Origin of the sequence: Pseudomonas sp. UC 17F4 (assembly GCF_900101695.1) — a bacterium.
In the GTDB taxonomy this organism is placed as follows: Bacteria; Pseudomonadota; Gammaproteobacteria; order Pseudomonadales; family Pseudomonadaceae; genus Aquipseudomonas.
In genome coordinates this window covers 2,507,903-2,530,873 of record NZ_FNKV01000001.1, presented here as the reverse complement: position 1 = coordinate 2,530,873, position 22,971 = coordinate 2,507,903, and the positions used below count along the sequence as shown (strand labels likewise).

The following is a 22,971-nucleotide window of genomic DNA, read 5'->3' as shown; positions in this document are numbered from 1 at the left end:
CTTGTGACACCGATGACCGCCGAGACCCAAACCCCCGCCCTGTCGCGCCCGACGCGGATCCGCAGCGAGCTGCGCGGCCTGCTGATGCTGGCCACGCCAATCATCATTGCCCAGTTGGCGACCACCGCCATGGGTTTTGTCGATGCGGTGATGGCCGGCCGGGTCAGCCCCCGCGACCTGGCAGCCGTGGCGCTGGGTAACTCGATCTGGATTCCGGTGTACCTGCTGATGACCGGCATCCTGCTGGCGACCACGCCCAAGGTTGCCCAGCGCTATGGCGCCGGCCAGCATGCCGAGATCGGCCCGCTGGTGCGCCAGGCATTGTGGCTGGCACTGTGCGTCGGCCTGATCGCCAGTGGCCTGCTGCTCAGCGCCGAACCGATCTTGCAGGTGATGAAAGTCGACCCGCAACTGGTGGCGCCGAGCATGGGCTATTTGCAGGGCATTGCCTTCGGCTTCCCCGGTGTCGCCCTTTATTACGTGTTGCGCTGCTACAGCGATGCCCTGGGCCGGACCCGGCCGAGCATGGTTATCGGCTTGTCCGGGCTGCTGCTGAACATTCCACTCAACTACGTGCTGATCTATGGCCACTTCGGCATGCCGGCTCTGGGCGGCGTCGGTTGCGGCTGGGCCAGCGGCATCGTCATGTGGTTCATGGCCTTGAGCATGGCCGCCTGGACCCACTGGGCCCCGGCCTATGCCCGCCAGCGCGTGCTGGTGCGCCTGGACAAGCCGCAATGGCCGGTGATCAAGCGCCTGGTCGGCGTCGGCCTGCCGATCGGCATCGCGGTATTCGCCGAGTCGAGCATCTTCGCAGTGATTGCCCTGCTGATCGGCAGCCTCGGCCCGACCGTGGTGGCCGGGCACCAGATTGCCCTGAACATTAGCTCGCTGCTGTTCATGATTCCGTATTCGCTGGGGATGGCGGTGACCGTGCGGGTTGGCCAGGCGATCGGCGCCGGGCTACCGCGCCAGGCGCGCTTCGCCGCCCTGGTGGGCCTGGGTGCGGCGCTGGTGTTTGCCTGCTTTTCGGCCAGCCTGATCCTGCTGATGCGCGAGCCCATCGCCTCGATCTACACCCCGGACACGGCGGTGATCCAGATTGCCGCGATGCTGATCGTGTATGCCGCGCTGTATCAGTTCTCCGACGCCATCCAGGTGATTGCCGCCGGCGCCCTGCGCGGTTACCAGGACACCCGGGTGACCATGATCCTGACCCTGTTCGCCTACTGGGGCATCGGCTTGCCGGTGGGTTACGTGCTCGGCCTGACCGACCTGTTCGGCCCGGCAAGCGGCCCTAACGGCCTGTGGGAAGGCCTGATTGCCGGCCTCACCTGCGCGGCGCTGATGCTGGCGATTCGCTTGGCGCGCAGCAGCGCCAAGCACATTCGCCGCGCTGAAAAGCGTTAACCGAGCTTCTTGCGGATCCAGTACAGGTAAGTGCCCGCCTCTTCCTGCTGCCGGACCAGTTCATGGTCGAGGAACACGCAGAACTTGGGGATATCGCGACGGGTCGAGGGATCGGTGGCGATCACCTTGAGCAGGCCGCCGGGGGCCAGGTCGCGAATGTACTGGTGCAGCATCATCACCGGCTCCGGGCAGTTCAGGCCGGTGGCGTCGAGGATGGCATCTGGGGTGAAGTCAGTCATGTAGAACTCCGGAAACAATCAGCTATTGTCGCTCAAGCCGCTCCCACAGCCTCAGCGCGGTTTCAGATCCAGGCGCCGCAGGTGGCAGGTCACTTCTTCGCGGTCGTGATACAGCTGCTTGCAGCCAATCGAGACCTTGACCTTGCGCGCCTTGAAGCCCTCTTCGATGCGCTCGAGCAGGCGCCGCACTTCGGCGTAACGCTGCTTCATCGGCAGCTTGAGGTTGACCACCGCCTCGCGGCACAAGCCCTCGCCGAGCCAGGTTTCCAGCAAGGCGGCACTGCGCGCCGGCTTCTCGACGATGTCACAGACCATCCAGTCCACGGTCTGCCTGGGCTTGTAGGTAAAGCCGTCGGCCATCAGGTGCTGGACCAGGCCGGTGTCCATCAGGCTCTCAGCCATCGGCCCGTTGTCGATGGCGGTCACCAGCATGCCGCGCTTGACCAGTTGATAAGTCCAGCCGCCCGGCGCAGCGCCCAGGTCTACCCCGGTCATGTCGTCGGACAGGCGCGCATCCCACTGATCGCGAGGGATGAAGTGGTGCCAGGCCTCTTCCAGCTTGAGGGTTGAACGGCTCGGCGCTTCGCGGGGGAACTTCAGGCGCGGAATACCCATCGGCCACATCGCCGAGTTATCCGCCGCCGCCAGGCCGACAAACACCCGCCGGCCGCTGACGAAGGTCAGCAGCAATCGTGGTTTGTGCGCATCCTCAACCAGGCGCCCGGCCTTGCTCAGGGCCTTGCGCAACGGCACTTCGAACTTGCGACAGAAGGTCGACAGTTCTTTGCCATCGTTGGTGTCCATCACTTCCAGCCACAGGCTGCCACACTGCGGGTAATCGGCCAGGGCCTCGAGCAGAACGCTGATGCGCTCGGTTTCCGGCAGCTCGATGAACGCGCCGCGGGCCCATTGCCGGGGGAAGATCAGCTGGGCAAAACGCAGCTCGCGCATCAGTTGCTCGGCACCTTCGGCGTCGTTGCAGATGAACTCGGCGCAGGCGCTCTGCGGCTTGGCCTTGGCATAGCCGGCGACATTCAGGCGCGCGGCGTGCTCGGCGATTTCGGCACAGACTTCGCTCTCGAAACCGGGCCGGCAATGCATAAACAGGGTATTCATCTTCACTCCAGGACGGCTGACGGCCATTACCGCCAACCCTGACCGGGCGCAATACGCAGCGCCGGTAAATCGGCGAATGATAAAGGAAGATCGGAACCTGCGACACTTCCGGCCGGTCCAGTACATGGTCAGGTCCGCCAAACAGGGCTACCCTGACCGTTCAGCCAGGTCCGTGCCGTGCGGACTGTCACAGAGGCGGTGAACCGGCGACAGCAGGGAAGATTGCCGATCACCGGCGCAGAAGGAGTTGGTAATGCCCTCGCTCGATAGCCTGAAAACCCTCAAGACCCTGACGGTCGATGATCGTCTCTACCACTATTACAGCCTGCCCGACGCTGCCCACAGCCTCGGCGACCTGCAGCGCCTGCCGATGTCGCTGAAAGTGCTGCTGGAAAACCTGCTGCGCTGGGAAGACGGCAAGACCGTCACCAGCGGCGACCTTTCGGCGCTGGCCAACTGGCTCAAGGAGCGGCGTTCCGACCGCGAAATCCAGTACCGCCCGGCGCGGGTGCTGATGCAGGACTTTACCGGCGTACCGGCGGTGGTCGACCTAGCCGCCATGCGCGCGGCCATGGCCAAGGCCGGCGGCGACCCGCAGCGGATCAACCCGTTGTCGCCGGTGGACCTGGTCATCGATCACTCGGTGATGGTCGACCGCTACGCCAGCCAGCAGGCCTTTGCCCAGAACGTCGACATCGAAATGCAGCGCAACGGCGAACGCTACGCCTTCCTGCGCTGGGGCCAGAATGCTTTCGACAACTTCAGCGTGGTGCCGCCGGGCACCGGTATCTGCCACCAGGTCAACCTCGAGTACCTGGGGCGCACCGTCTGGACCCGTGAAGAAGACGGGCGCACCTACGCCTTCCCCGACACCCTGGTCGGCACCGACTCGCACACCACCATGATCAACGGCCTGGGCGTGCTCGGCTGGGGCGTCGGCGGTATCGAGGCGGAGGCTGCAATGCTCGGCCAGCCGGTGTCGATGCTGATCCCGGAAGTGATCGGTTTCAAGCTGACCGGCAAGCTGCGCGAAGGCATCACCGCCACCGACCTGGTGCTGACCGTCACGCAGATGCTGCGTAAAAAGGGCGTGGTCGGCAAATTCGTCGAGTTCTACGGCGACGGCCTGGCCGACCTGCCCCTGGCTGACCGCGCCACCATCGCCAATATGGCACCGGAGTATGGCGCCACCTGCGGCTTCTTCCCGGTCGACCAGATCACCCTCGATTACCTGCGCCTGTCGGGCCGTCCTGAAGCCACGGTGAAACTGGTCGAGGCTTACTGCAAAGTCCAGGGCCTGTGGCGCCTGCCCGGCCAGGAGCCGGTGTTCAGCGACGCCCTGGCCCTGGACATGAACGAAGTCGAAGCGAGCCTGGCCGGGCCCAAGCGCCCGCAAGACCGTGTCGCCCTGGGCAATGTCAGCCAGGCCTTCGATGACTTCATCGGCCTGCAACTCAAGCCCTCGAGCAAGGAAGAAGGTCGCCTTGAAAGCGAAGGCGGTGGCGGCGTGGCGGTGGGCAATGCCGACCAGGCCGGTGAAGTCAGCTATGAATACCAGGGCCAGCAACACCTGCTCAGAAACGGCGCGGTGGTGATCGCGGCGATCACCTCCTGCACCAACACCTCCAACCCCAGCGTGATGATGGCAGCCGGGCTGGTGGCGAAAAAGGCAGTGGAAAAAGGCCTGCAGCGCAAGCCCTGGGTCAAGAGCTCGCTGGCCCCCGGCTCCAAGGTGGTTACCGACTACTACAAGGCCGCCGGCCTGACCCAATACCTCGACGCCTTGGGCTTCGACCTGGTGGGCTATGGCTGCACCACCTGCATCGGCAACTCCGGCCCGCTGGACGACGCCATCGAAAAAGCCATCACCAGCGCCGACCTCACCGTCGCCTCGGTGCTCTCGGGCAACCGCAACTTCGAGGGCCGCGTGCACCCGCTGGTGAAAACCAACTGGCTGGCCTCGCCACCGCTGGTGGTCGCCTATGCCCTGGCCGGCAGCGTGCGCGTGGATATCAGCCGCGAACCGCTGGGCGTCGGCAAGGATGGCCAGCCGGTGTACCTGCGCGACATCTGGCCCAGCCAGAAAGAAATTGCCGACGCCGTGGCCAGCGTCGATACCGCGATGTTCCACAAGGAGTACGCCGAGGTGTTTGCCGGCGACGCCCAATGGCAAGCCATCGAAGTACCGCAGGCGGCCACCTATGTCTGGCAGGACGATTCCACCTACATCCAGCATCCGCCGTTCTTTGACGACATTACCGGGCCGCTGCCGGTCATCGAGGATATTCACGGCGCCAGGGTCCTGGCCCTGCTGGGCGATTCGGTGACCACCGACCACATTTCCCCGGCCGGCAACATCAAGGCAGACAGCCCGGCCGGACGTTACCTGCGGGAAAAAGGCGTCGAGCCGCGCGACTTCAACTCCTACGGCTCACGCCGGGGCAACCATGAAGTGATGATGCGCGGCACCTTCGCCAATATCCGCATTCGCAACGAGATGCTCGGCGGTGAAGAAGGCGGCAACACTCTCTATGTGCCCACCGGCGAGAAGATGGCGATCTACGACGCGGCCATGCGCTACCAGGCCGATCGCACGCCACTGGTGGTGATTGCCGGCCAGGAATACGGCACCGGCTCCAGCCGCGACTGGGCCGCCAAGGGCACCAACCTGCTGGGGGTCAAGGCGGTGCTGGCGGAGAGCTTCGAACGCATCCACCGCTCCAACCTGGTGGGCATGGGCGTGTTGCCGTTGCAATTCAAGCCCGGGCAGAACCGCAAGAGCCTGGCCCTGGACGGCCGCGAGCGTATCGACATTCTTGGCCTGAGCCATGCAAAGGTGCAGCCGCACATGACCCTGAACCTGAAGATCACCCGCGAGGACGGTCGCCAGGAGCAGATCGAAGTGCTGTGCCGCATCGATACCCTCAATGAAGTGGAGTACTTCAAGGCCGGCGGGATTCTTCACTATGTACTGCGGCAATTGATCGCAGCCTGAAGTAACGGCCCGGTCCCTGTGACCGGGCCTTTGCCTGATGGAGCAGACCACGTACGATAAGCAGTAATGGCCAAAGGATGGCCGAGTGGCGTGTCCTCGATTGTAAAAGCGCAGTCGAAGGTTTCACGTTTTGCTTTTCAAAGGATGTCTCATGCTTGCCCCGCAATGGATCGGCCTGGCGCTGCTCGGCCTCGGTTACCTCTTCGCCCTGCTCAAGGGCAACCTCGGCCTGCTGGCCCTGCCCACCCTGATTGCCCTGCTGTGTGCAGGCTTGCTGGTACGCCGCGCGAGCCTCTGGCAAAAGCTGGTCGGCCATGCCCTGTTCGTGCTCCTGGCCTTTGCCCTGGCCCTGCACATGCTGCCCGGTTTCAGCGGCGCCAAGGTCATCGACAAGGTGCGTTTTAGCAGCGAAGCCCTGCCCTTCTCCATGTACCTGAACCTCGACAAGCCGCTGATCGGCTTCTGGCTGCTGCTGGCGTGCCCCTGGGTGCTGGCCCTGAAGAACAAGCGCCCACTGGCGAGCCTGGCCTGGACCTTGCCATTGGTCATCGCGGTCTGCCTGGGCGGCGCCTGGCTGCTGGCAATGATCGCCTGGGCGCCGAAGTGGCCTGAACAGGCGTGGATCTGGGCCATGAACAACCTGCTGCTGGTGTGCCTGACCGAAGAGCTGCTGTTTCGCGGCTACATCCAGGGCGGCCTGCAACGCCTGCTGAAAAACCAGAACCTGGCCCTGCTGCTGGCCGCCAGCCTGTTCGGCCTGGCCCATCTTGGTGGCGGCTGGCAATGGGTGCTGCTGGCTGGGCTTGCCGGTGTCGGCTACGGCCTGGCATACCGTCATGGCGGCATTTTCGCCGCAGTACTCTGCCATTTCGGCCTGAACCTGGCGCATTTCGCCGGTTTCAGTTACCCGATGCTGGCGCCGTTGTGAACTTGCGGTCATTAGCTGACTTTTGTGTCAAAAACATGAAAGAATGCAGCTAATTTGTTGAACTTTGCACGAGTGACTTAGCGCAGGTCAGATCAGGACTCATTGATCGAAATCAAGCCCTGCAAATATTCATTCAACAAAACCCCCGGCGTGCCGATACCTCTCGAAAGCCTTGCGGATTGAACAGCTAATGCGTAACAACCAGCCGATTACCCAGCGCGAACGGACTTTCCCAGCTCATCAACGGTTGATTTCGACCACTGATGCCAAGGGCGTTATCACTTACTGCAACGACGCCTTCGTCGAAATCAGCGGCTTCTCCCGCGAGGAGCTGATGCGCGCACCGCACAACCTGGTCCGCCACCCGGATGTGCCGCCTGCTGTGTTTGCGCATATGTGGACCACGCTCAAGCAAGGCCTGCCATGGATGGGCATCGTCAAGAACCGCTGCAAGTCGGGTGACCATTACTGGGTCAACGCCTATGTTACGCCGGTGTTCGAGAGCAACCAGGTGGTGGGCTTCGAATCGGTGCGGGTCAAGCCCACCGCCGAACAGGTACGCCGCGCCGAAGCGCTGTACCAGCGCATCAACCAGGGCAAGCCGGCCATTCCGCGCCGCGACAAGTGGCTGCCGGTGGTGCAGGACTGGCTGCCGTTCATCCTCATCAGCCAGATCGGCTTCCTGATCGGCAACTGGCTCGGCCATTCCTGGGGCTTTGCCCTGGCCGCCGGCCTTTCGGTGCCGCTCGGCCTGCTTGGCCTGAGCTGGCAGCAACGCGGCCTCAAGCGCCTGCTGCGCCTGGCCGAACAAGCCACTTCCGACCCGCTGATCGCGCAGATGTACACCGACAGCCGCGGCGTGCAGGCGCGCCTGGAAATGGCCATGCTCAGCCAGGATGCGCGGATGAAAACCTGCCTGACCCGCCTGCAGGATACCGCCGAGCACCTCAACGAGCAGGCGCGCCAGTCCGACACCCTGGCCCACAACAGCTCCTCGGGCCTGGAACGCCAGCGCGTGGAAACCGAACAGGTTGCCGCCGCCGTCAACCAGATGGCCGCCACCACCCAGGAAGTGGCCAACCACGTCCAGCGCACGGCCGATGCCACTCAGGAAGCCAATCGCCTGACCGGGCGCGGCCGTGACATCGCCGGGGAAACCCGCGAAGCCATCCAGCGCCTGTCGGCTGCCGTCGGCGAGACCGGCCTGACCGTGACTCAGCTGGCTCGCGACAGCGACGAAATCGGTGGCGTGGTCGATGTGATCAAGGGCATTGCCGACCAGACCAACCTGCTGGCCCTGAACGCCGCCATCGAAGCGGCCCGGGCCGGTGAGATGGGCCGCGGCTTTGCCGTAGTGGCCGACGAAGTGCGCCAGCTGGCGCAACGCACCGCCGAATCCACCGGGCAGATCCACGGCCTGATCGCCAAACTGCAACAGACTGCCAACAGCGCCGTGCAGACCATGGAAAGCGGTCATCGCCAGGCTGAAGAAGGCGTTGCACGGGTGATGGAAGCCGACCAGGCATTGGTCGGCATCAGCGAAGCGGTAGCCAACATCACCGACATGGCCACGCAAATTGCTGCTGCCACTGAAGAGCAGACTGCGGTGGCCGACGAGATCAGCCGCAACATCAGCACCATCGCCCAGCTGGCCGACCAGACCTCGGAACAGGCCCAGCACTCGGCGCTGCTCAGCGAAGAACTGACCCGCACCGCCACCAGCCAGTACTCGCTGGTGGAACGCTTCAACCGCTAAGCCCGGCCGCGCATCGCCATTGGCGGTGCGCGGCTTCCCGCCTTACCAGTCGAGCGTCAGCCGGCTTTCAAAGTATCGCTCTGCACCGCTCAACGGGTCATTGAAACGCAGGCTGTGCGCCAGCAGTTTCAGCGGCTTGCTGTAGTCGTCCGGCCCCTGAACGATGTCCGGATAGAACGGATCGTTGCAGATACTCGCGCCCAGGGCGGTCATGTGCACGCGCAGCTGGTGCGTCTTGCCGGTCACCGGCGACAGTCCGTAGCGCCACAGCTCGCCATTCTTCTCCAGCACCTGGGCGAGGGTTTCGCTGTTGCTCACCCCTTCCACTTCCTGCATGCGGAAGAACGGCTCGCCATTGACCAGGCGACTTTTGTGCACCAGTGGAAAATCACGCTCGGGCAAGGCGCGGGCGATGGCCTGGTAGCGCTTGTCGATCTGCCGGTTGGGAAACAGCGACTGATAGGCCGAACGGCTCTGCGGGTTGGCCGAGAACAGCACCAGCCCGGCGGTGTGCCGGTCGATGCGGTGCAAAGGCACCAGGTGGGGATTGTCCAGGCGGCGGATCAGCCGGCGCAGCAAGGTCTGCTCGACATATTCGCCGGTCGGGGTGACTGGCAGGAAATGCGGCTTGTCGGCAACCACCAGGTGCTCATCGATGTGCAGGATGGCCTCTTCGACCGGGATCGGTTTTTCGTTCGGCACTTCACGAAAGTAGTGAATGCGCAGGCCCGGACGGTAGGCAAGCGCGGCATTGATCGGCGCACCCTGGGCATCGAGCACCCGGCCGCGGGCGATACGATCGAGCCACTGCTCGCGACCGATGGCCTTGAAGTGCTCGCTCAGGCAATCGACCACCGTCGCCCAGTTGCCGGGCGGCAGGCAGACAGTACTGGCTTGATGCTGTGCCGGATCGAAGGGAGGCGTGGCCATGGGAACACTCAGGACGAAAGGACCGGGCATTATCGCCCATGCCCGCCCGCTCAGCCAGCTTCGGTGGCTGCAGCCTCGGTGAACTCCTTGAGCCAGCGCAGCACCTCGACCGCCTCCCAGCGGCCGGGGTCGTAAAGGGCGTACAACAACCCCTGGTAACCGACCACATCCAGCGGCCGGTGGTAACCCGCGCGCTGGAACAGCGCCTCGATCTCGGCGAAGCAGGTATTGAAATGCACTTTATTGAACGGCGTCTTGCCTTCCAGCACCAGGCCGTCAAGGCGCAACTCGAGCACCGCTTCACTCACGACCTCGACAGCCATGCGATTGACGGAGTATTTCAGTTGTTCGACATTGACCATTGATCCGGACCCTCGACGCAAGCGCCATCCCTTTACTGTATTTATATACAGCATATTCAGAGAAGTCGCCTGCGTCAATCAGACGACAGCTGTCAGACCAGACCCGGCAGGTAGCCACTACCGCGGCGAATGGTCAGCACCTGACGGCGTGGCACTTGCGTGCTGAGGCCAAAGTGCACCCACTGGTCGTATTCGAGGATCAACTGATCGAACATCACCTCACTGTCCTTGATTCGCCTGGCCAGTTCGCTCGGCGCCAGCCCGGTCACATTGATATCCACCGCCAGGCCGAGGGTATGCGCACTCCTGGGCGAGCCACCGATTGCCTTGTTGAGGGCCTGCGAACGGTAGCCGCTGCTGACTCTAATCGGCCGGCCGACCAGGCGGCGAACCTCTTCAAGCACAGTGCACAGTCGTTGCAGGTTACTGATGACCTGCGCTTCGGGGTTATTGTCGATACCACGACGAGCGGCAGTCTCCGAGGTAATCATCTCGGCGAGGGAAAAATGTGCGGACAGCTGCATGGGACCATTCCTTGGCATTGTGTATTCGCCAGGGATTGTCCTCGCACCATTGAATCAACGCACGACAGGAAGCCGCTCCCCGCGCCCCCTGCTTTACTGCAAGAAGGTCACCACCTGTTCAGGGTCAAACGGCCAGTTCAACTCTGCACCGGTATCACATCTACGCAGCACCGGAATGCGCAGGCCATAGGTGTCGATCATCCCCTCGTGCTCGGCGATATCGACCAGTTCGACCATCAGGCCATGCTCGACAAACGGCATCAGCAGCGCCTCGGCCACTTCGCACAGGTGACAGCCCAAGGTGCCGAACAATTGGCATTCAGGAGGCATTTATGGGTACCAGCATCTGTAGGAACGGATCATTATTCTAGGTCTGCAATCGGGGCCAGTCGAGCGCCGCCCCTGAAGCCGGCCAACGGCAATGAAGTGCTGATGTACATCAACGGCCAAATCGCGTAAGTCGTTCAGACTTAATGGTTTTTTCGCTGTTTTCGCAAGGGAGTGTTTTGTGTTTGCCAACCTGTTGATCATCCTGGCCTCATCGCTGGTCGTCATCGCGTTCTTCCGGCGCCTGAAGTTGCCACCGGTACTTGGCTATTTGTGTGTCGGCCTGTTCGTCGGCCCTACCGCCCTGGACTGGGTCAACGAAAGCGAAGAGCTGCCGGACCTGGCTGAAATGGGTGTGGTGTTTTTGCTGTTTTCCCTGGGACTGGAATTTTCCCTGTCGAAAATGCTCGCCTTGCGCAAGGTGGTGTTTGGCCTCGGCAGCCTGCAGGTGATCTGCACCAGCATCCTCCTCGCCGGCCTGCTGGTGCTGCTCGGTATGCAACCCAACGTCGCCCTGATGCTCGGCGCAGGCCTGGCGCTGTCGTCGACGGCGATCGTCAGCAAGGAGCTGACCAGCCTTGGCGAAATCTTCAGCAGCCATGGCCAGAATGCCATCGGCGTGCTGCTGTTCCAGGACGTGGTGGCGGTGCTGCTGCTGACCCTGGTCCCGGTGTTTGCCGGTCAAGGCGGCCAGGCCTGGTACTGGGCTTTGCCGCTGACCCTGGGCAAGACCGTGATCCTCTTCTTCGGCCTGCTGCTGGCCAGCCGCTGGCTGCTGCCGCGGCTGTTCCATGAGGTGGCCAGCTCGCACTCAGCTGAGCTGTTCGTCTTGCTGGCGCTAGTGATCGTGCTGTTGACCGCCTGGCTGACCCACCTGCTGGGGTTGTCCCCGGCCCTGGGCGCGTTTCTCGCTGGCATGTTGCTGGGTGAAAGCAATTATCGCCATCAGATCGAAGCCGATATCCGCCCGTTCCGCGACATTCTGCTCGGGCTGTTCTTCGTCAGTATCGGCATGCTCATCGACCTGCAGTTGTTCGCCAGCCACGGCTGGCAACTGCTTGCCCTGACCCTCGCCCTGCTGCTGATCAAAGGTGTGGTGGTGGCCGCCCTGGTGCGCTTGCGCGGCAGTGATGCCGAGACCGCCTGGCGCAGCGGCCTGGCCCTGGCCCAGGGTGGCGAGTTCTGTTTCGCCCTGATGGCGCAGATGCAACAGACCCGCCTGCTGCCAGAAGAGCTGGGCAACCTGCTGCTGGCCGCGACCTTCTGCTCGATGCTGGTCACCCCGCTACTGCTGCGCGCAGCGCCGAGCATCGCCGCCCGCCTGCACCGCAAGCCCAACCAGGAGATCCACCTGGAAGAGATCGAAGCGCAAAGCGCGGCAATGAATGGCCACGTGCTGATCTGCGGCTACGGCCGCGTCGGCCAATCGATCGGGCGATTCCTGCGGCGCGAGAACATCGCCTTCATTGCCCTGGATGACGACCCGGTGCGCGTTCAGGAAGCTGCCGCCGGGGAAAACTGCGTGCATTACGGCGACTCGCGGCGCGGCGAACTGCTCACCGCCATCGGCCTTGAACGCGCGCGCCTGCTGGTGATTGCCGTGGACAAGACCGACATTGCCCTGAGCGTGTTGAAAGCCGCCCGCGAGCGGCACGCCCAGGTGCAGATCCTGGTGCGCACCCGTGATGACAGCCAGCGTGAAGAACTGCGCGCCGCCGGCGCCACGGCGGTGGTCCCGGAGCTGCTTGAATCCAGCCTGATGCTGGCCTCCCACGCCCTGGTCATGCTCGGCCTGCCGCAAGAGCAGGTGCAGCAGCGTGTCGATGAAGTGCGCAAAACCCGCTACCGCTTGCTGCATGCCTTCTACCATGGCGCCCAGACCAGCCCGGTCGACAGCGAGGGCCTGCCCAAGGCGATGATGCACGCAGTCAACCTCGGCGCCGAAGCCTACGCCTGCGGTCGTCCCTTGAGCGAGCTGGGCCTGGAGCAACTGGGCGTTGAGTTGCAGGCGGTACAGCGCCAAGGCGAGGAGCTGAATGTCGACACCGGCACCTGCCTGCACGCCGGCGATGCCGTATTGGTCAGCGGCCCATTGAGCGCGGTAGAAGCCTGCGAGGCGCGCTTGCTCGCCGGGCGCTGAGCCGTTCAGTCCTGACTGGTGGCGCCGATCTTGTGAATCGACAGGTCGGCGCCGTAGTACTCCTGCTCCTGACTCAGGCGCAAGCCGTGCAGCAACTTGATGCTGCCATATACGGCAAAGCCACCGAGCAACGCCACCAGCACCCCGGCCAGGCTGCCGATCAGCTGGCTGGCCAGGCTCACCCCACCCAAACCACCCAGCGCGCTCTGACCGAAGATTCCACAGGCGATCCCGCCCCATACCCCGCACAAACCATGCAGCGGCCACACGCCCAGTACGTCGTCGATCTTCCAGGTGTTCTGCGCGGCAATAAAACACCAGACAAACAAGGCCCCGGCAATCGCCCCGGTGGCCAGCGCCCCCACCGGGTGCATCAGGTCAGAACCTGCGCACACCGCTACCAGCCCGGCCAGCGGGCCGTTATGCAGGAAGCCCGGGTCGTTACGCCCGACCAGCAAGGCGGCGACAGTACCGCCGACCATGGCCATCAAGGAATTGACCGCCACCAGGCCACTAACCCCTTGCAGGGTTTGCGCGCTCATGACGTTGAAGCCGAACCAGCCGACAATCAGAATCCACGAACCCAGGGCAAGAAACGGAATATTCGACGGCGCAAAGGCCACCAGCTTGCCGTCGCGATAGCGGCCGTTGCGCGGCCCCAGCAACAATACCGCCGCCAGCGCCAGCCAGCCGCCCATGGCATGCACCACCACGGAGCCGGCAAAGTCATGAAAGCCTGCGCCAAAGCGTGCCGTCAGCCAGGCTTGCAGGCCGAAGTTGCCATTCCAGACGATGCCTTCGAAAAACGGATAGACGAAGGCAACGATCAGCACCGTGGCGCACAATTGCGGGGCAAAGCGCGCCCGCTCGGCAATGCCACCGGAGATAATCGCCGGAATGGCTGCGGCAAAGGTCAACAGGAAGAAGAACTTCACCAGGCTATAGCCATGCTCCTGGCTCAATACCTGGGCCGGCTGGAGAAAACTCACGCCATAGGAAATCCAGTAGCCGACAAAAAAGTACGCCAGGGTCGAGACGGCAAAGTCGCTGAGAATCTTCGACAAGGCATTGACCTGGTTCTTGTGCCGCACCGTGCCCACCTCGAGGAAGGCGAAGCCTGCGTGCATGGCCAGGACCATCACCGCCCCCAGCAGGATGAACAGCGTGTTGGAACCGTGGACCAGGGTGTCCACCGCGCTTTGCAAATTTTCCATGGAGTCGGCAGGCCTGCAAAAAAAAGCACCAAGACAGCCCAGAAGTACTCCTTGGTGCACCAGCCTGGATCGTTGTGACGGCCACCTCCCTGGCCGATCCGGGTGATACGGGAGTTTTTCCTTGGGTTTGTCGTGGATTGGGTTAAGGTTTACAGGTCCGGTAAGGGCCCGCGCCCACAATCGGCGCGGGCACCGGTCCTGGCGCACCAAGGCAAAGCAAAAGCTGTACCAGCCAATTGCACTTGAACCTTCGCCCGCGCCCACGACTCGAAATAGCCACACACACTGTTAGGGAGAGCCCCATGGCCAGCAAATCGGCAAAGACTGCTCAAGACATATTGATGGCTGACTTCCAGGCCCTGGTACGCGATACCGAGAAGCTGCTGGAACACACTGCAACCCTGGCCGGCGATCAGGCCGACGACCTGCGCGAGCAGATCCACGACAGCCTGCTGCGCGCCCGGGAAACCCTGCAACTGACCCAGGACTCGGTCCGCGAGCGCGGCCAGGCGGCCCTGAGCGCCACCGAAGACTACGTGCAGAGCAACCCCTGGCAGTCGATCGGCATTGCCGCCGGCGTAGGGTTTCTGATCGGCCTGTTGGCCACCCGCCGCTGAGGACCGAGCATGGAAAGCGAACCACTGGCCGGTGCCGGCCTCTCCAGCAAGCGCCTGGGCGCGGCAGTACTGGGCCTGTTGCATGGGCATGTCGAATTGTTCGGCATCGAGCTGCAGGAGCAGAAAGCCCGAACCCTGAGCCTGCTGCTGTTCGCCGGGCTGGCCCTGGTGTTTGCCCTGCTGCTGTTGACCGCCCTCTCCGGCCTGGTGCTGGTGATGCTCTGGGACAGCTACCGCCTGGCCGGCATCATCGGCCTGTGCGTGTTTTACGGGCTTGCCGCAGTGTTCTGCGGCCTGCGCCTGAAGGCAGCGGTGTTCGATGAATCGTCGCCGTTCAGCTCGACCCTCGAAGAACTTGCCAAGGACCGGGAGCGCCTGTTGCCATGAGCCTGCCAGAACTGCCGCAAACCACCAACCGCCGCGAATTGCGCAAGGCCCTGGTACGCCTGCGCCTGGAGATGCACCGCCAGGAAATTCGCCACGAATCCGGGCAACTGCTCAACCCCCTGACCCGCTTGCGCGCCATGGGCGATTCGCTGCAAGGCGGCCTGGGCATCAAGCACGCGCCGCTGTGGGGTATTGGCGCCGTGGTGCTGCTGGGTTTCCTGACCGGCAAAGGCGCCCGCAGCGGCAGCGTCAGCCGCCTGGTGCGCCTGGGGACCAGCTTGATTCCATTGTTGAAGCTGGCCATGCAAGGGGCTGGTAGCAAGCGTTAAGTGCAGCGCCTGAACTACGACCGCTGCGCGCTCGATCGCGGGTCAAGCTGAACTGGCCTAATGATCCCGGACACCTCTTAAGGGCGATATGATTCGCCCAACCAGGAGGTTCCATGCAAGAACGAAAGACTTATACCCGCGAGTTCAAGCAACGTGCTGCAAGCATGGTTCTTGACGACAACTGCTCGGTTCCCGACGTCTGCGCATCAATGGACGTCGGCCCCACAGCTCTGCGCCGCTGGGTAGACCAGGTTCGTAAAGAGCGTCAGAAAGGGCAACCAGTGCCAGGCACCAAGGCAATTAGCGATGAGCAGCGGGAGCTCCAGCAGTTACGCGCCAAGATCAAGCGTTTAGAGACCGAGGCCGAAATCCTAAAAAAGGCTACCGCTCTCTTGATGTCGGATCCCGATCGTTTTTCCTGATCGAGGAGCTGAGAGAGTCAGGCTCGTATCCGACCAGCCAGCTTTGCAGCGCTCTGGGCGTTTCCCGCAGTGCGTTTTATGACTGGCTTGATCGCCGCTCGGTACCCAATACCGAGCGTGATGTGCTCAGGGCAAAGGTCGTGCAACTACATGCTGAAAGCAGGGGAAGTGCCGGTGCGAGAATGATTTCTCAGTATTTGAAGGCCCAGCAGCTAAAGGTTGGAAGGTATCTAGCTGGAAGACTTATGGCGGAGGCGAACCTGACCAGCAGGCAGCGCCGTCGCCACCAGTATCGCTCCAGAGGTGTAGAGGCATTTGTGGCCAAGAATGTCCTTGAACGTAACTTCCAGCCCACGGCAACCAATCAGGTGTGGTGCGGTGACGTAACCAGCCTGATGATTGGGAAGCGCTGGTATCACTTGGCCGTGGTCATTGACCTGTTCGCCCGTCGGGTCATTGGCTGGGCATTTTCTCTGATCAATGATGCCCATCTGGTCAGCAAGGCCTTGGGCATGGCGGTAGAAGTACGAGGCAAATATGCGGGCTTGATGTTTCATTCGGATCAAGGCTGCCAATACACCAGCCAACGCTTCCAATCCGAACTGCTTGAGCATGGCATAACCCAAAGCATGAGCCGCAGAGGCCAATGCTGGGACAACGCACCAACGGAGCGCTTATTTGGCACGCTCAAATCAGAATGGGTGCCCGCCAAGGGCTATGCAACGATCGAAGAAGCCAGACAGGATATGACCAGCTTCTTCTTGCGCTACAACCAAATCAGGCTCCATAGCTACAACAACTATCTGTCGCCAATAGCAATGGAGCGGTTGGCAGCTTGATCACCGTAATCGGTGTCCGGTAAAACTTGACCAGAACAAGCCCGCTCCCACAGAAGTACACGCTTAGCAAGAGCGAAGCGAATTGTGCTCTTGATCTTGATCTGCTTTTGATCTTGATCCACCGGCCCCGTTAACCAGAAGGGCCGAGTGCAGGTGTTGCGAAGGGGCGAGTGCGCAGCACCTTCGGCGTTAGCCGAAGTTGCGAAACGTAGAGTTGCTTGCAACTCGTAGTTCGCAATGCCCCGTAGCGACGCCGGAGCGAGGGAACCCGAAGCGCAGCGCAGGGCCCACTGGTGGGGCGAGAATTTTTGCTTACTTTTTTTTCGACTGAAAAAAGTAAGCCGCCGTAAGGGCGGAAGGGGCCCGCAGATCCCCCACCCCAAACGGATAAGCCCACCAAGCCACTTGCACCCCCAGCGCCAAACCCCGAAGCTACCCCCCTGCCCCCCGCACCGGAGAAATGGCCTTGGATTGGCACACCCTGCTCACCCGCGAACGCCTCGGCAAACCCCTGCACAGCCCCGAAGAACTCGGCCGCAGCCCGTTCCACAAAGACCACGACCGGATCATCTTCTCTGGCGCCTTCCGCCGCCTGGGGCGCAAAACCCAGGTTCATCCGGTGTCCAGCAACGACCACATCCACACCCGCCTGACCCACTCCCTGGAAGTCAGCTGCGTCGGCCGCTCATTGGGCATGCGCGTCGGCGAAACCCTGCGCGCCAGCCTGCCGCAATGGTGCGAACCCAGCGACCTGGGCATGGTCGTGCAGTCCGCCTGCCTGGCCCATGACATCGGCAACCCGCCGTTCGGCCACTCCGGCGAAGACGCCATCCGCCACTGGTTCCAGCAGGCCGCCGGGCGTGGCTGGCTCGACGCCATGAGCGAGGCCGAACGCGCCGACTTCCTCAACTTCGAAGGCAACGCCCAGGGCTTTCGCGTGCTTACCCAGCTCGAATACCACCAGTTCGACGGCGGCACCCGGCTGACCTATGCCACCCTCGGCACCTACCTCAAGTACCCCTGGACCGCCCGCCATGCCGACGCCCTGGGCTACAAGAAGCACAAGTTCGGTTGCTACCAGAGCGAACTGGCGCTGCTTGAACAGATCGCCCGCAAGCTCGGTCTGCCGCAGCTTGAAGAGCAACGCTGGGCGCGTCATCCGCTGGTGTACCTGATGGAGGCCGCCGATGACATCTGCTATGCGCTGATCGACCTCGAGGACGGCCTGGAAATGGACCTGCTCGACTATGCCGAGGTCGAGTCGCTGTTGCTCAGCCTGGTGGGCGACGACCTGCCGGAAACCTATCGCCAGCTGGGCCCCGACGATTCGCGCCGACGCAAACTGGCGATCCTGCGTGGCAAGGCCATCGAACATCTGACCAACGCCGCCGCGCGTGCCTTTGTCGAGCAACAGGACGCCCTGCTGGCCGGCACCCTAGGCGGCGATCTGGTCGAACACATGCACGGCCCGGCCAAACGCTGCGTGCTGCAGGCCAAGGACATTGCGCGCAAGAAAATCTTCCAGGATAAACGCAAGACCCTGCACGAAATTGGCGCCTACACCACCCTGGAGATTTTGCTCAACTCGTTCTGTGGGGCGGCCCTTGAGCAACATGGCGGACGCACGCCGTCGTTCAAGAGCCGGCGCATCCTCGACCTGCTCGGCAAGAACGCACCCGACCCTGACGCCTCGCTGCACAGCTCGTTCCTGCGCATGATCGACTTCATCGCCGGGATGACCGACAGCTATGCCAGCGAAATGGCCCGCGAAATGACCGGCCGCTCAAGCCCGACCTGATCGCGACCACAGCGTACTGCCCGGCATTCGGGCAGTACGATTTCGCCGATAAGATGTGAGAAACCACCTACACACTGCAAACAACAATAAACTCACCTTATCCTTCGCAACATCAACTTACTATCAACACTATTGACACTGCCACCATACAGAAACCCCTGTAATCCTACATTTCAAAACCAGTAGGACTTTTCCTATATATCATTTAACTCCCCTTGAGTTCATGTGCGACCTGTTCTATCTGCGCTAAGGTGCCGTTTCTCCCTCTGGCACCTTTATGGAAACTTCACCATGTACTCTGTATTCATCGTCGACGATCACCCGGTCATCCGCCTGGCGGTGCGCATGCTTCTGGAGAATGAGGGCTATCGCGTCGTCGGCGAATCGGACAACGGCGTAGACGCCATGCAAATGGTCCGCGAATGCCTGCCGGACCTGATCATCCTCGACATCAGCATCCCCCGGCTCGATGGGCTGGAAGTGCTCTCACGCTTTCATGCCATGGGCATCCCGCTGAAAATCCTGATATTGACCGCACAATCGCCGGCACTCTTTGCCATTCGCTGCATGCACTCCGGTGCTGCCGGCTATGTGTGCAAACAGGAAGATCTCAGTGAACTGCTCAGTGCGATAAAAGCGGTGCTTTCCGGTTATAACTACTTCCCCAGCCAAGCGATCAATCCGCCACGCAAACACGAAGATTGCGCCTCGGAACTGGACCTTTTCAAACAGGTCAATGACCGCGAGTTAATGGTGCTGCAACTATTTGCCCAAGGCCGAAGCAATAAGGAAATTGCCCAGGGCATGTTTCTCAGCAACAAAACTGTCAGCACCTACAAGAAACGGCTGATGCAAAAGCTCAAGGCCAGCTCGCTGGTCGAACTGATTGAAATGGCCAAACGCAATGCACTGGTGTGAGGCCACTCATGCTTAGGCAGCGCCTGACCCTGTTGTTGTGCGGCGTATTGGCCTGCCTGAGCCATGTCACGCAGGCAGACGAAGTCGCCGCCAGCCCGTTCACCCTGTTCAGCCGGGCCGGGCCGATTGCCATGCAACTGTCGCTGACCCCGGCCCAGCGCCTGTGGATCAAGGGCAAGGGCCAGCTGGTGCTGGGTACTTCAGCGCCGGACTACCCGCCGTTCGACATGACCGCCAGCGGCCGTGACTACGAAGGCCTGACCGCCGATTTCGCCGGGTTGATTGGCTCAGCCCTGGACCTGCCCATCCAGGTAAAGCGCTTCGCCACCCGCCAGGATGCGGTCAAGGCCCTGGCCCAAGGGCAGATCGACCTGCTGGGCAGCACCAACGGCTACGAGGCGGCAACTCCCGGCATTGCCCTGTCCAAGCCCTACGCGGTCGACCAGCCGGTGCTGGTCACTCGCGAGAACGAGGCGCGCCCGCTCGACATGGGCCTGGCCGGCCTGCGCCTGAGCATGGTCTATCACTACCTGCCGATGGACGAGGTACTGGCCAGTTACCCGGACGCCACCATCCAGTCCTACCCCTCCTACCAGAACGCCCTCAACGCCGTGGCCTTCGATCAGGCCGATGTGTTTCTCGGTGACACCATCTCGACCCATTACCTGATCAACCAGGGCCATTTGCAGAACATCAAGATGGCCAATTTCGGCAAGCACGAACCGGTCGGTTTCAGCTTTGCCGTGCAGCGCAACAACCAGCCTTTGCTGGAACTGATCAACGCCACCCTCGACAGCGTCTCCAGCAGCACCCGCGAAAGCATCTTCAAACGCTGGAGCGCCGGCAGCGACGTGCTGCTCACCGACCGCAAGCTGCAGCTGTCGCAACGCGAAGAGCGCTGGCTCAGCGGCCACCCGGTGGTGCGCGTGGTGGTCAACGAAACCGCCGCGCCGCTGACTTTTTTTGACAGCGCCGGCAATTTTCGCGGCATCGCCGCCGATCTGCTGGAGCTGATCCGCCTGCGCACCGGGTTGCGTTTCGAGGTACAACGGGCCAGCGGCATCAGTGACATGATCGACCGCCTCAACCATGACCAGGCCGATGTCATTGCGGCAATTTCCCCCAGCCCGCGGCGCGCGGGCACCCTGGCGATCAGCCGCCCCTACCTGGAAAACTCCTACGTCCTACTGACACGCAAAGGCAGCGACCAGCCGGACTCGCTGGAGCAGATGAACGGCCGGCGCCTGGCCCTGACCCGCGACAGCCCGCTGTTCGAAGACTTGCGCCAGCGTTTTCCCGGCATCCAGCTGATCGAAACGGAAAGCACCTTCTTCTCAACCTCGCTGCTGGCCAGCGGGCATGTCGATGCGGCCATCACCGCGCTGATCAACGCCAACTTCAGCCTGGCCTCCCAGCGCGACCTGACGATCCGCGCCTCGGTCGGCGCCGAGCCTGCGACCTTCGCCATGGCCACGGCGCGAGGCGCCCAGGAGCTGGCGTCAATCCTCGACAAGGCGTTGCTGAGCATCGCCCCGGAAGAGCTGGGCATCATCAACAGCCGCTGGCGTGGCTACAGTACCGAAACCGACGCCTATTGGCAGAAGTACCAGCGCCTGATCCTCCAGGTTGTACTGGGCACCAGCCTGCTGTTGCTGCTGTCGCTGGCCTGGAACGCCTGGATGCGCCGCCAGATCAAGCAGCGCGAGGCCGCCGAGCGCGCCCTCAACGACCAGCTCGAGTTCATGCGCGCACTGCTCAACGGTACCCCCCACCCGATGTACGTTCGCGATCGTGCCGGGTTGCTGCAAAGCTGCAACGACAGTTACCTGGAAGCGGTGCAGGCGCGCCTTGAGGACGTCCTCGGCAAGCGCATCCAGGACAGCACCCTGGGCGACAGCTGCTATGCCAGCCAGATCCAGGCCGATTACCAGAAGGTCATGCGCGAAGGCATTCCGCTGATCGTTGACCGGCCCCTGCTGCTCAGGGAACGGGAACTGACCATCTACCACTGGATCCTGCCTTACCGCGACTCGCTTGGCGAAGTACAGGGCATCATTGGCGGCTGGATCGACATCAGCGAGCGCCGCCAGCTGATCCAGGACCTGCGCCTGGCCAAGCAACGCGCCGACGATGCCAATCGCGCCAAAAGCGTGTTCCTGGCGACCATCAGCCACGAAATCCGCACGCCGATGAACGCCATCATCGGCATGCTCGAACTGACCCTCAAACGGGGCGACCAGAGGCATATCGACCGACCGGCCATCGAAGTGGCCTACAACTCGGCGAGAGAACTGCTGGCCTTGATCGGCGACATTCTCGACATGGCCCGTATCGAGTCCGGCCACCTGAGCCTGGCACCAGAGCCCGTTAACCTGGCCGAGCTGGTCGAGTCGGTCGGGCGCGTGTTCGATGGCGTGGCCCGCCAGAAAGACCTGCGCCTGAACCTGGACATCGCCACGCAAGCACGCTGCGAAGTATTGCTCGACCCGCTGCGGTTCAAGCAGATTCTTTCCAACCTGGTCAGCAATGCGATCAAGTTCACCGAACAGGGTCAGGTCACCGTGCACCTGGTTCTGGAGCCCGGCCCGCAAGCGGATCACCCGACCCTGAAGATAACGGTCGAGGACAGCGGCATCGGCATTCGCCCGCAAGACCAGCAGCGCCTGTTCCTGCCCTTCGCCCAGGCCGATCCGGACAGCAACCTGGCCCGCAGCGGCACCGGCCTGGGCCTGGCCATCAGCCGCGACCTGTGCCAGTCGATGGGCGGCAACCTGAGCTTGCACAGCGTGTTCGGCCAGGGCACCCGTGCGTGCATCAACATGCCCCTGACCCTGCTGGCTGAAACGGCCAAGTCGGACTCCCCCGTAGCGGTGCCCTGTGCGGTGCTGCCAGCGCTGCGGATCCTGGTGATCGATGACCATACGGCAAACCTGCTGCTGATCGCCCAGCAGTTGAACTTTCTCGGGCTCGAACACGCCAGTGCCGACAATGGTTTCAGCGGCCTCAACGCCTGGCGTCAGGCGCACTTCGATGTGGTAATCGTCGACTGCAACATGCCGCAAATGAACGGCTACCAGTTCACCCAGGCGTTGCGCGACCACGAGCGACAGTACCAATGGTCACCCTGCACCATTCTCGGCTACACCGCCAATGCCCAGCCGGAAGTGCGCGAACGTTGTCGCCAGGTCGGCATGGATGATTGTTTGCTCAAGCCTATCAGCCTCAACGCCTTGGGCCAGCGCCTGGCCCGGGCGCCACTGATGAGCGCCCGGCCGGCGCCCCCTGCGCAGTTGCCGTTCGATCTGCAAGGGCTGGAGCCTGTGGTCGGCAACAGCATCAACGACCTGCGCCAGTTGCTTGAAGAACTGCTGCGCAGCTTCAAGCGCGACGGCGCCCAACTCAAGGCGCTCGACCCTGGCCGCGATGTAGCGCAAATGATGAGCCAGGCGCACAAGATTCTCGGCCCGGCGCGGATCATTCAGGCCAACGGCCTGATCCACGCCTGCGAACAGCTCGAGGCCGATTGCCAGGCCAACCTGGCGCCGGCCATGCTGGAGCGTCGGCAACGGCAGATCCTGCACATCCTCTCGGTGCTTGAGCAGGCATTACAGGGGTATTTGCACGAACACTTGCCGGAGCAGCGCTGTTCCAGCGGCACCACCTGAACAGGCGGCGGGGGAGCAGAAACGAAAACGGCGGCCACTGGGGCCGCCGTTTCAG

At 62.6% G+C, this 22,971-nt stretch carries 20 protein-coding genes; 13 read left to right on the top strand and 7 right to left on the bottom strand.

The features are described from left to right. Nucleotides 1-12: 12 nt before the first annotated feature. Entirely contained in the window at nt 13-1,410 is a 1,398-nt protein-coding gene (locus tag BLR26_RS11750) for an MATE family efflux transporter (RefSeq protein WP_045194955.1), read from the top strand. On the opposite strand, the gene tusA is transcribed toward BLR26_RS11750, so the two are convergent. Together tusA and rlmM are read right to left on the bottom strand one after the other, a co-directional pair. Further along, nucleotides 1,407-1,649 carry a sulfurtransferase TusA gene (gene tusA / locus BLR26_RS11745; protein ID WP_093380735.1) on the bottom strand — a complete coding sequence of 81 codons (243 nt, stop codon included), beginning with the start codon at nt 1,647-1,649 and terminating at the stop codon, nt 1,407-1,409. The genes BLR26_RS11750 and tusA overlap by 4 nt on opposite strands. A 51-nt stretch (nt 1,650-1,700) precedes the next feature. Further along, entirely contained in the window at nt 1,701-2,765 is a 1,065-nt protein-coding gene (rlmM, locus tag BLR26_RS11740) for a 23S rRNA (cytidine(2498)-2'-O)-methyltransferase RlmM (RefSeq protein ID WP_093380732.1), read from the bottom strand. Between the two features lie 253 nt (nt 2,766-3,018). Here rlmM and acnA point away from each other — a divergent pair, with 253 nt between their 5' ends. The 3 genes from acnA (at nt 3,019) to BLR26_RS11725 (ending at nt 8,444) form a co-directional block, all read left to right on the top strand. Then, entirely contained in the window at nt 3,019-5,760 is a 2,742-nt protein-coding gene (gene acnA / locus BLR26_RS11735) for an aconitate hydratase AcnA (RefSeq protein WP_093380729.1), read from the top strand. A gap of 151 nt (nt 5,761-5,911) precedes the next feature. Further along, complete coding sequence (locus BLR26_RS11730) at nt 5,912-6,688, top strand: CPBP family intramembrane glutamic endopeptidase (protein ID WP_045194963.1); 777 nt, start codon at nt 5,912-5,914, stop codon at nt 6,686-6,688. Between the two features lie 190 nt (nt 6,689-6,878). Further along, nucleotides 6,879-8,444: a methyl-accepting chemotaxis protein gene (locus BLR26_RS11725; RefSeq protein ID WP_093380726.1), complete on the top strand. Its 1,566-nt coding sequence runs from the start codon at nt 6,879-6,881 to the stop codon at nt 8,442-8,444. A 42-nt stretch (nt 8,445-8,486) separates the two neighbouring features. Here BLR26_RS11725 and BLR26_RS11720 read toward each other — a convergent pair whose 3' ends face one another. The 4 genes from BLR26_RS11720 to BLR26_RS11705 form a co-directional block, all read right to left on the bottom strand. After that, a complete protein-coding gene (locus BLR26_RS11720; RefSeq protein WP_093380723.1) occupies nt 8,487-9,374 on the bottom strand; it encodes a pseudouridine synthase in 888 nt (295 codons plus the stop codon). A 50-nt stretch (nt 9,375-9,424) separates the two neighbouring features. After that, the gene (locus tag BLR26_RS11715; protein ID WP_045194969.1) at nt 9,425-9,736 is read right to left on the bottom strand and encodes a hypothetical protein; all 312 of its coding nucleotides are present in this window, start codon (nt 9,734-9,736) and stop codon (nt 9,425-9,427) included. Nucleotides 9,737-9,828: 92 nt separating this feature from the next. Then, complete coding sequence (locus tag BLR26_RS11710; protein ID WP_093380720.1) at nt 9,829-10,260, bottom strand: D-Ala-D-Ala carboxypeptidase family metallohydrolase; 432 nt, start codon at nt 10,258-10,260, stop codon at nt 9,829-9,831. A 93-nt stretch (nt 10,261-10,353) separates the two neighbouring features. Beyond that, a complete protein-coding gene (locus BLR26_RS11705) occupies nt 10,354-10,590 on the bottom strand; it encodes a glutaredoxin family protein (protein ID WP_093380717.1) in 237 nt (78 codons plus the stop codon). Nucleotides 10,591-10,768: 178 nt separating this feature from the next. Here BLR26_RS11705 and BLR26_RS11700 point away from each other — a divergent pair, with 178 nt between their 5' ends. Further along, nucleotides 10,769-12,727, top strand: coding sequence for a monovalent cation:proton antiporter family protein (locus BLR26_RS11700; protein ID WP_093380714.1), 1,959 nt, complete (start codon nt 10,769-10,771; stop codon nt 12,725-12,727). A gap of 5 nt (nt 12,728-12,732) precedes the next feature. Here the strand turns inward: BLR26_RS11700 and BLR26_RS11695 are convergent, their stop codons facing one another. Then, nucleotides 12,733-13,941 carry an ammonium transporter gene (locus tag BLR26_RS11695; protein ID WP_045194978.1) on the bottom strand — a complete coding sequence of 403 codons (1,209 nt, stop codon included), beginning with the start codon at nt 13,939-13,941 and terminating at the stop codon, nt 12,733-12,735. A gap of 302 nt (nt 13,942-14,243) precedes the next feature. Here BLR26_RS11695 and BLR26_RS11690 point away from each other — a divergent pair, with 302 nt between their 5' ends. The 8 genes from BLR26_RS11690 (at nt 14,244) to BLR26_RS11660 (ending at nt 22,916) form a co-directional block, all read left to right on the top strand. Then, nucleotides 14,244-14,558 (top strand): ElaB/YgaM/YqjD family protein, encoded by a 315-nt coding sequence (locus BLR26_RS11690; protein ID WP_045194981.1) that lies wholly within the window; start codon nt 14,244-14,246, stop codon nt 14,556-14,558. A gap of 9 nt (nt 14,559-14,567) precedes the next feature. After that, nucleotides 14,568-14,945 carry a phage holin family protein gene (locus BLR26_RS11685; protein ID WP_093380711.1) on the top strand — a complete coding sequence of 126 codons (378 nt, stop codon included), beginning with the start codon at nt 14,568-14,570 and terminating at the stop codon, nt 14,943-14,945. Then, complete coding sequence (locus BLR26_RS11680; RefSeq protein WP_045194984.1) at nt 14,942-15,274, top strand: hypothetical protein; 333 nt, start codon at nt 14,942-14,944, stop codon at nt 15,272-15,274. The genes BLR26_RS11685 and BLR26_RS11680 overlap by 4 nt, the downstream gene beginning before the upstream one ends. 113 nt (nt 15,275-15,387) lie before the next feature. Beyond that, on the top strand, nt 15,388-15,696 hold the full coding sequence (locus BLR26_RS27465) for a transposase (protein ID WP_256326695.1): 309 nt from the start codon (nt 15,388-15,390) through the stop codon (nt 15,694-15,696). Next, on the top strand, nt 15,693-16,535 hold the full coding sequence (locus tag BLR26_RS11675) for an IS3 family transposase (RefSeq protein WP_371128671.1): 843 nt from the start codon (nt 15,693-15,695) through the stop codon (nt 16,533-16,535). The genes BLR26_RS27465 and BLR26_RS11675 overlap by 4 nt, the downstream gene beginning before the upstream one ends. A 466-nt stretch (nt 16,536-17,001) precedes the next feature. Then, nucleotides 17,002-18,333 (top strand): deoxyguanosinetriphosphate triphosphohydrolase, encoded by a 1,332-nt coding sequence (locus BLR26_RS11670; RefSeq protein WP_093387412.1) that lies wholly within the window; start codon nt 17,002-17,004, stop codon nt 18,331-18,333. A 291-nt stretch (nt 18,334-18,624) separates the two neighbouring features. Continuing rightward, a complete protein-coding gene (locus BLR26_RS11665; RefSeq protein WP_045194987.1) occupies nt 18,625-19,251 on the top strand; it encodes a response regulator transcription factor in 627 nt (208 codons plus the stop codon). Between the two features lie 8 nt (nt 19,252-19,259). Further along, nucleotides 19,260-22,916 (top strand): transporter substrate-binding domain-containing protein, encoded by a 3,657-nt coding sequence (locus BLR26_RS11660; RefSeq protein WP_093380708.1) that lies wholly within the window; start codon nt 19,260-19,262, stop codon nt 22,914-22,916. The last annotated feature ends 55 nt before the right edge of the window (nt 22,917-22,971 follow it).

What these genes read in the sequence shown, in the direction of transcription:
- BLR26_RS11750 (WP_045194955.1), top strand. Translation starts at nt 13, where the DNA reads ATGACCGCCGAGACCCAAACCCCCGCCCTGTCGCGCCCGACGCGGATC.
- tusA (WP_093380735.1), bottom strand. Translation starts at nt 1,649, where the DNA reads ATGACTGACTTCACCCCAGATGCCATCCTCGACGCCACCGGCCTGAAC.
- rlmM (WP_093380732.1), bottom strand. Translation starts at nt 2,765, where the DNA reads ATGAATACCCTGTTTATGCATTGCCGGCCCGGTTTCGAGAGCGAAGTC.
- acnA (WP_093380729.1), top strand. Translation starts at nt 3,019, where the DNA reads ATGCCCTCGCTCGATAGCCTGAAAACCCTCAAGACCCTGACGGTCGAT.
- BLR26_RS11730 (WP_045194963.1), top strand. Translation starts at nt 5,912, where the DNA reads ATGCTTGCCCCGCAATGGATCGGCCTGGCGCTGCTCGGCCTCGGTTAC.
- BLR26_RS11725 (WP_093380726.1), top strand. Translation starts at nt 6,879, where the DNA reads ATGCGTAACAACCAGCCGATTACCCAGCGCGAACGGACTTTCCCAGCT.
- BLR26_RS11720 (WP_093380723.1), bottom strand. Translation starts at nt 9,374, where the DNA reads ATGGCCACGCCTCCCTTCGATCCGGCACAGCATCAAGCCAGTACTGTC.
- BLR26_RS11715 (WP_045194969.1), bottom strand. Translation starts at nt 9,736, where the DNA reads ATGGTCAATGTCGAACAACTGAAATACTCCGTCAATCGCATGGCTGTC.
- BLR26_RS11710 (WP_093380720.1), bottom strand. Translation starts at nt 10,260, where the DNA reads ATGCAGCTGTCCGCACATTTTTCCCTCGCCGAGATGATTACCTCGGAG.
- BLR26_RS11705 (WP_093380717.1), bottom strand. Translation starts at nt 10,590, where the DNA reads ATGCCTCCTGAATGCCAATTGTTCGGCACCTTGGGCTGTCACCTGTGC.
- BLR26_RS11695 (WP_045194978.1), bottom strand. Translation starts at nt 13,941, where the DNA reads ATGGAAAATTTGCAAAGCGCGGTGGACACCCTGGTCCACGGTTCCAAC.
- BLR26_RS11690 (WP_045194981.1), top strand. Translation starts at nt 14,244, where the DNA reads ATGGCCAGCAAATCGGCAAAGACTGCTCAAGACATATTGATGGCTGAC.
- BLR26_RS11685 (WP_093380711.1), top strand. Translation starts at nt 14,568, where the DNA reads ATGGAAAGCGAACCACTGGCCGGTGCCGGCCTCTCCAGCAAGCGCCTG.
- BLR26_RS11680 (WP_045194984.1), top strand. Translation starts at nt 14,942, where the DNA reads ATGAGCCTGCCAGAACTGCCGCAAACCACCAACCGCCGCGAATTGCGC.
- BLR26_RS27465 (WP_256326695.1), top strand. Translation starts at nt 15,388, where the DNA reads ATGCAAGAACGAAAGACTTATACCCGCGAGTTCAAGCAACGTGCTGCA.
- BLR26_RS11665 (WP_045194987.1), top strand. Translation starts at nt 18,625, where the DNA reads ATGTACTCTGTATTCATCGTCGACGATCACCCGGTCATCCGCCTGGCG.
- BLR26_RS11660 (WP_093380708.1), top strand. Translation starts at nt 19,260, where the DNA reads ATGCTTAGGCAGCGCCTGACCCTGTTGTTGTGCGGCGTATTGGCCTGC.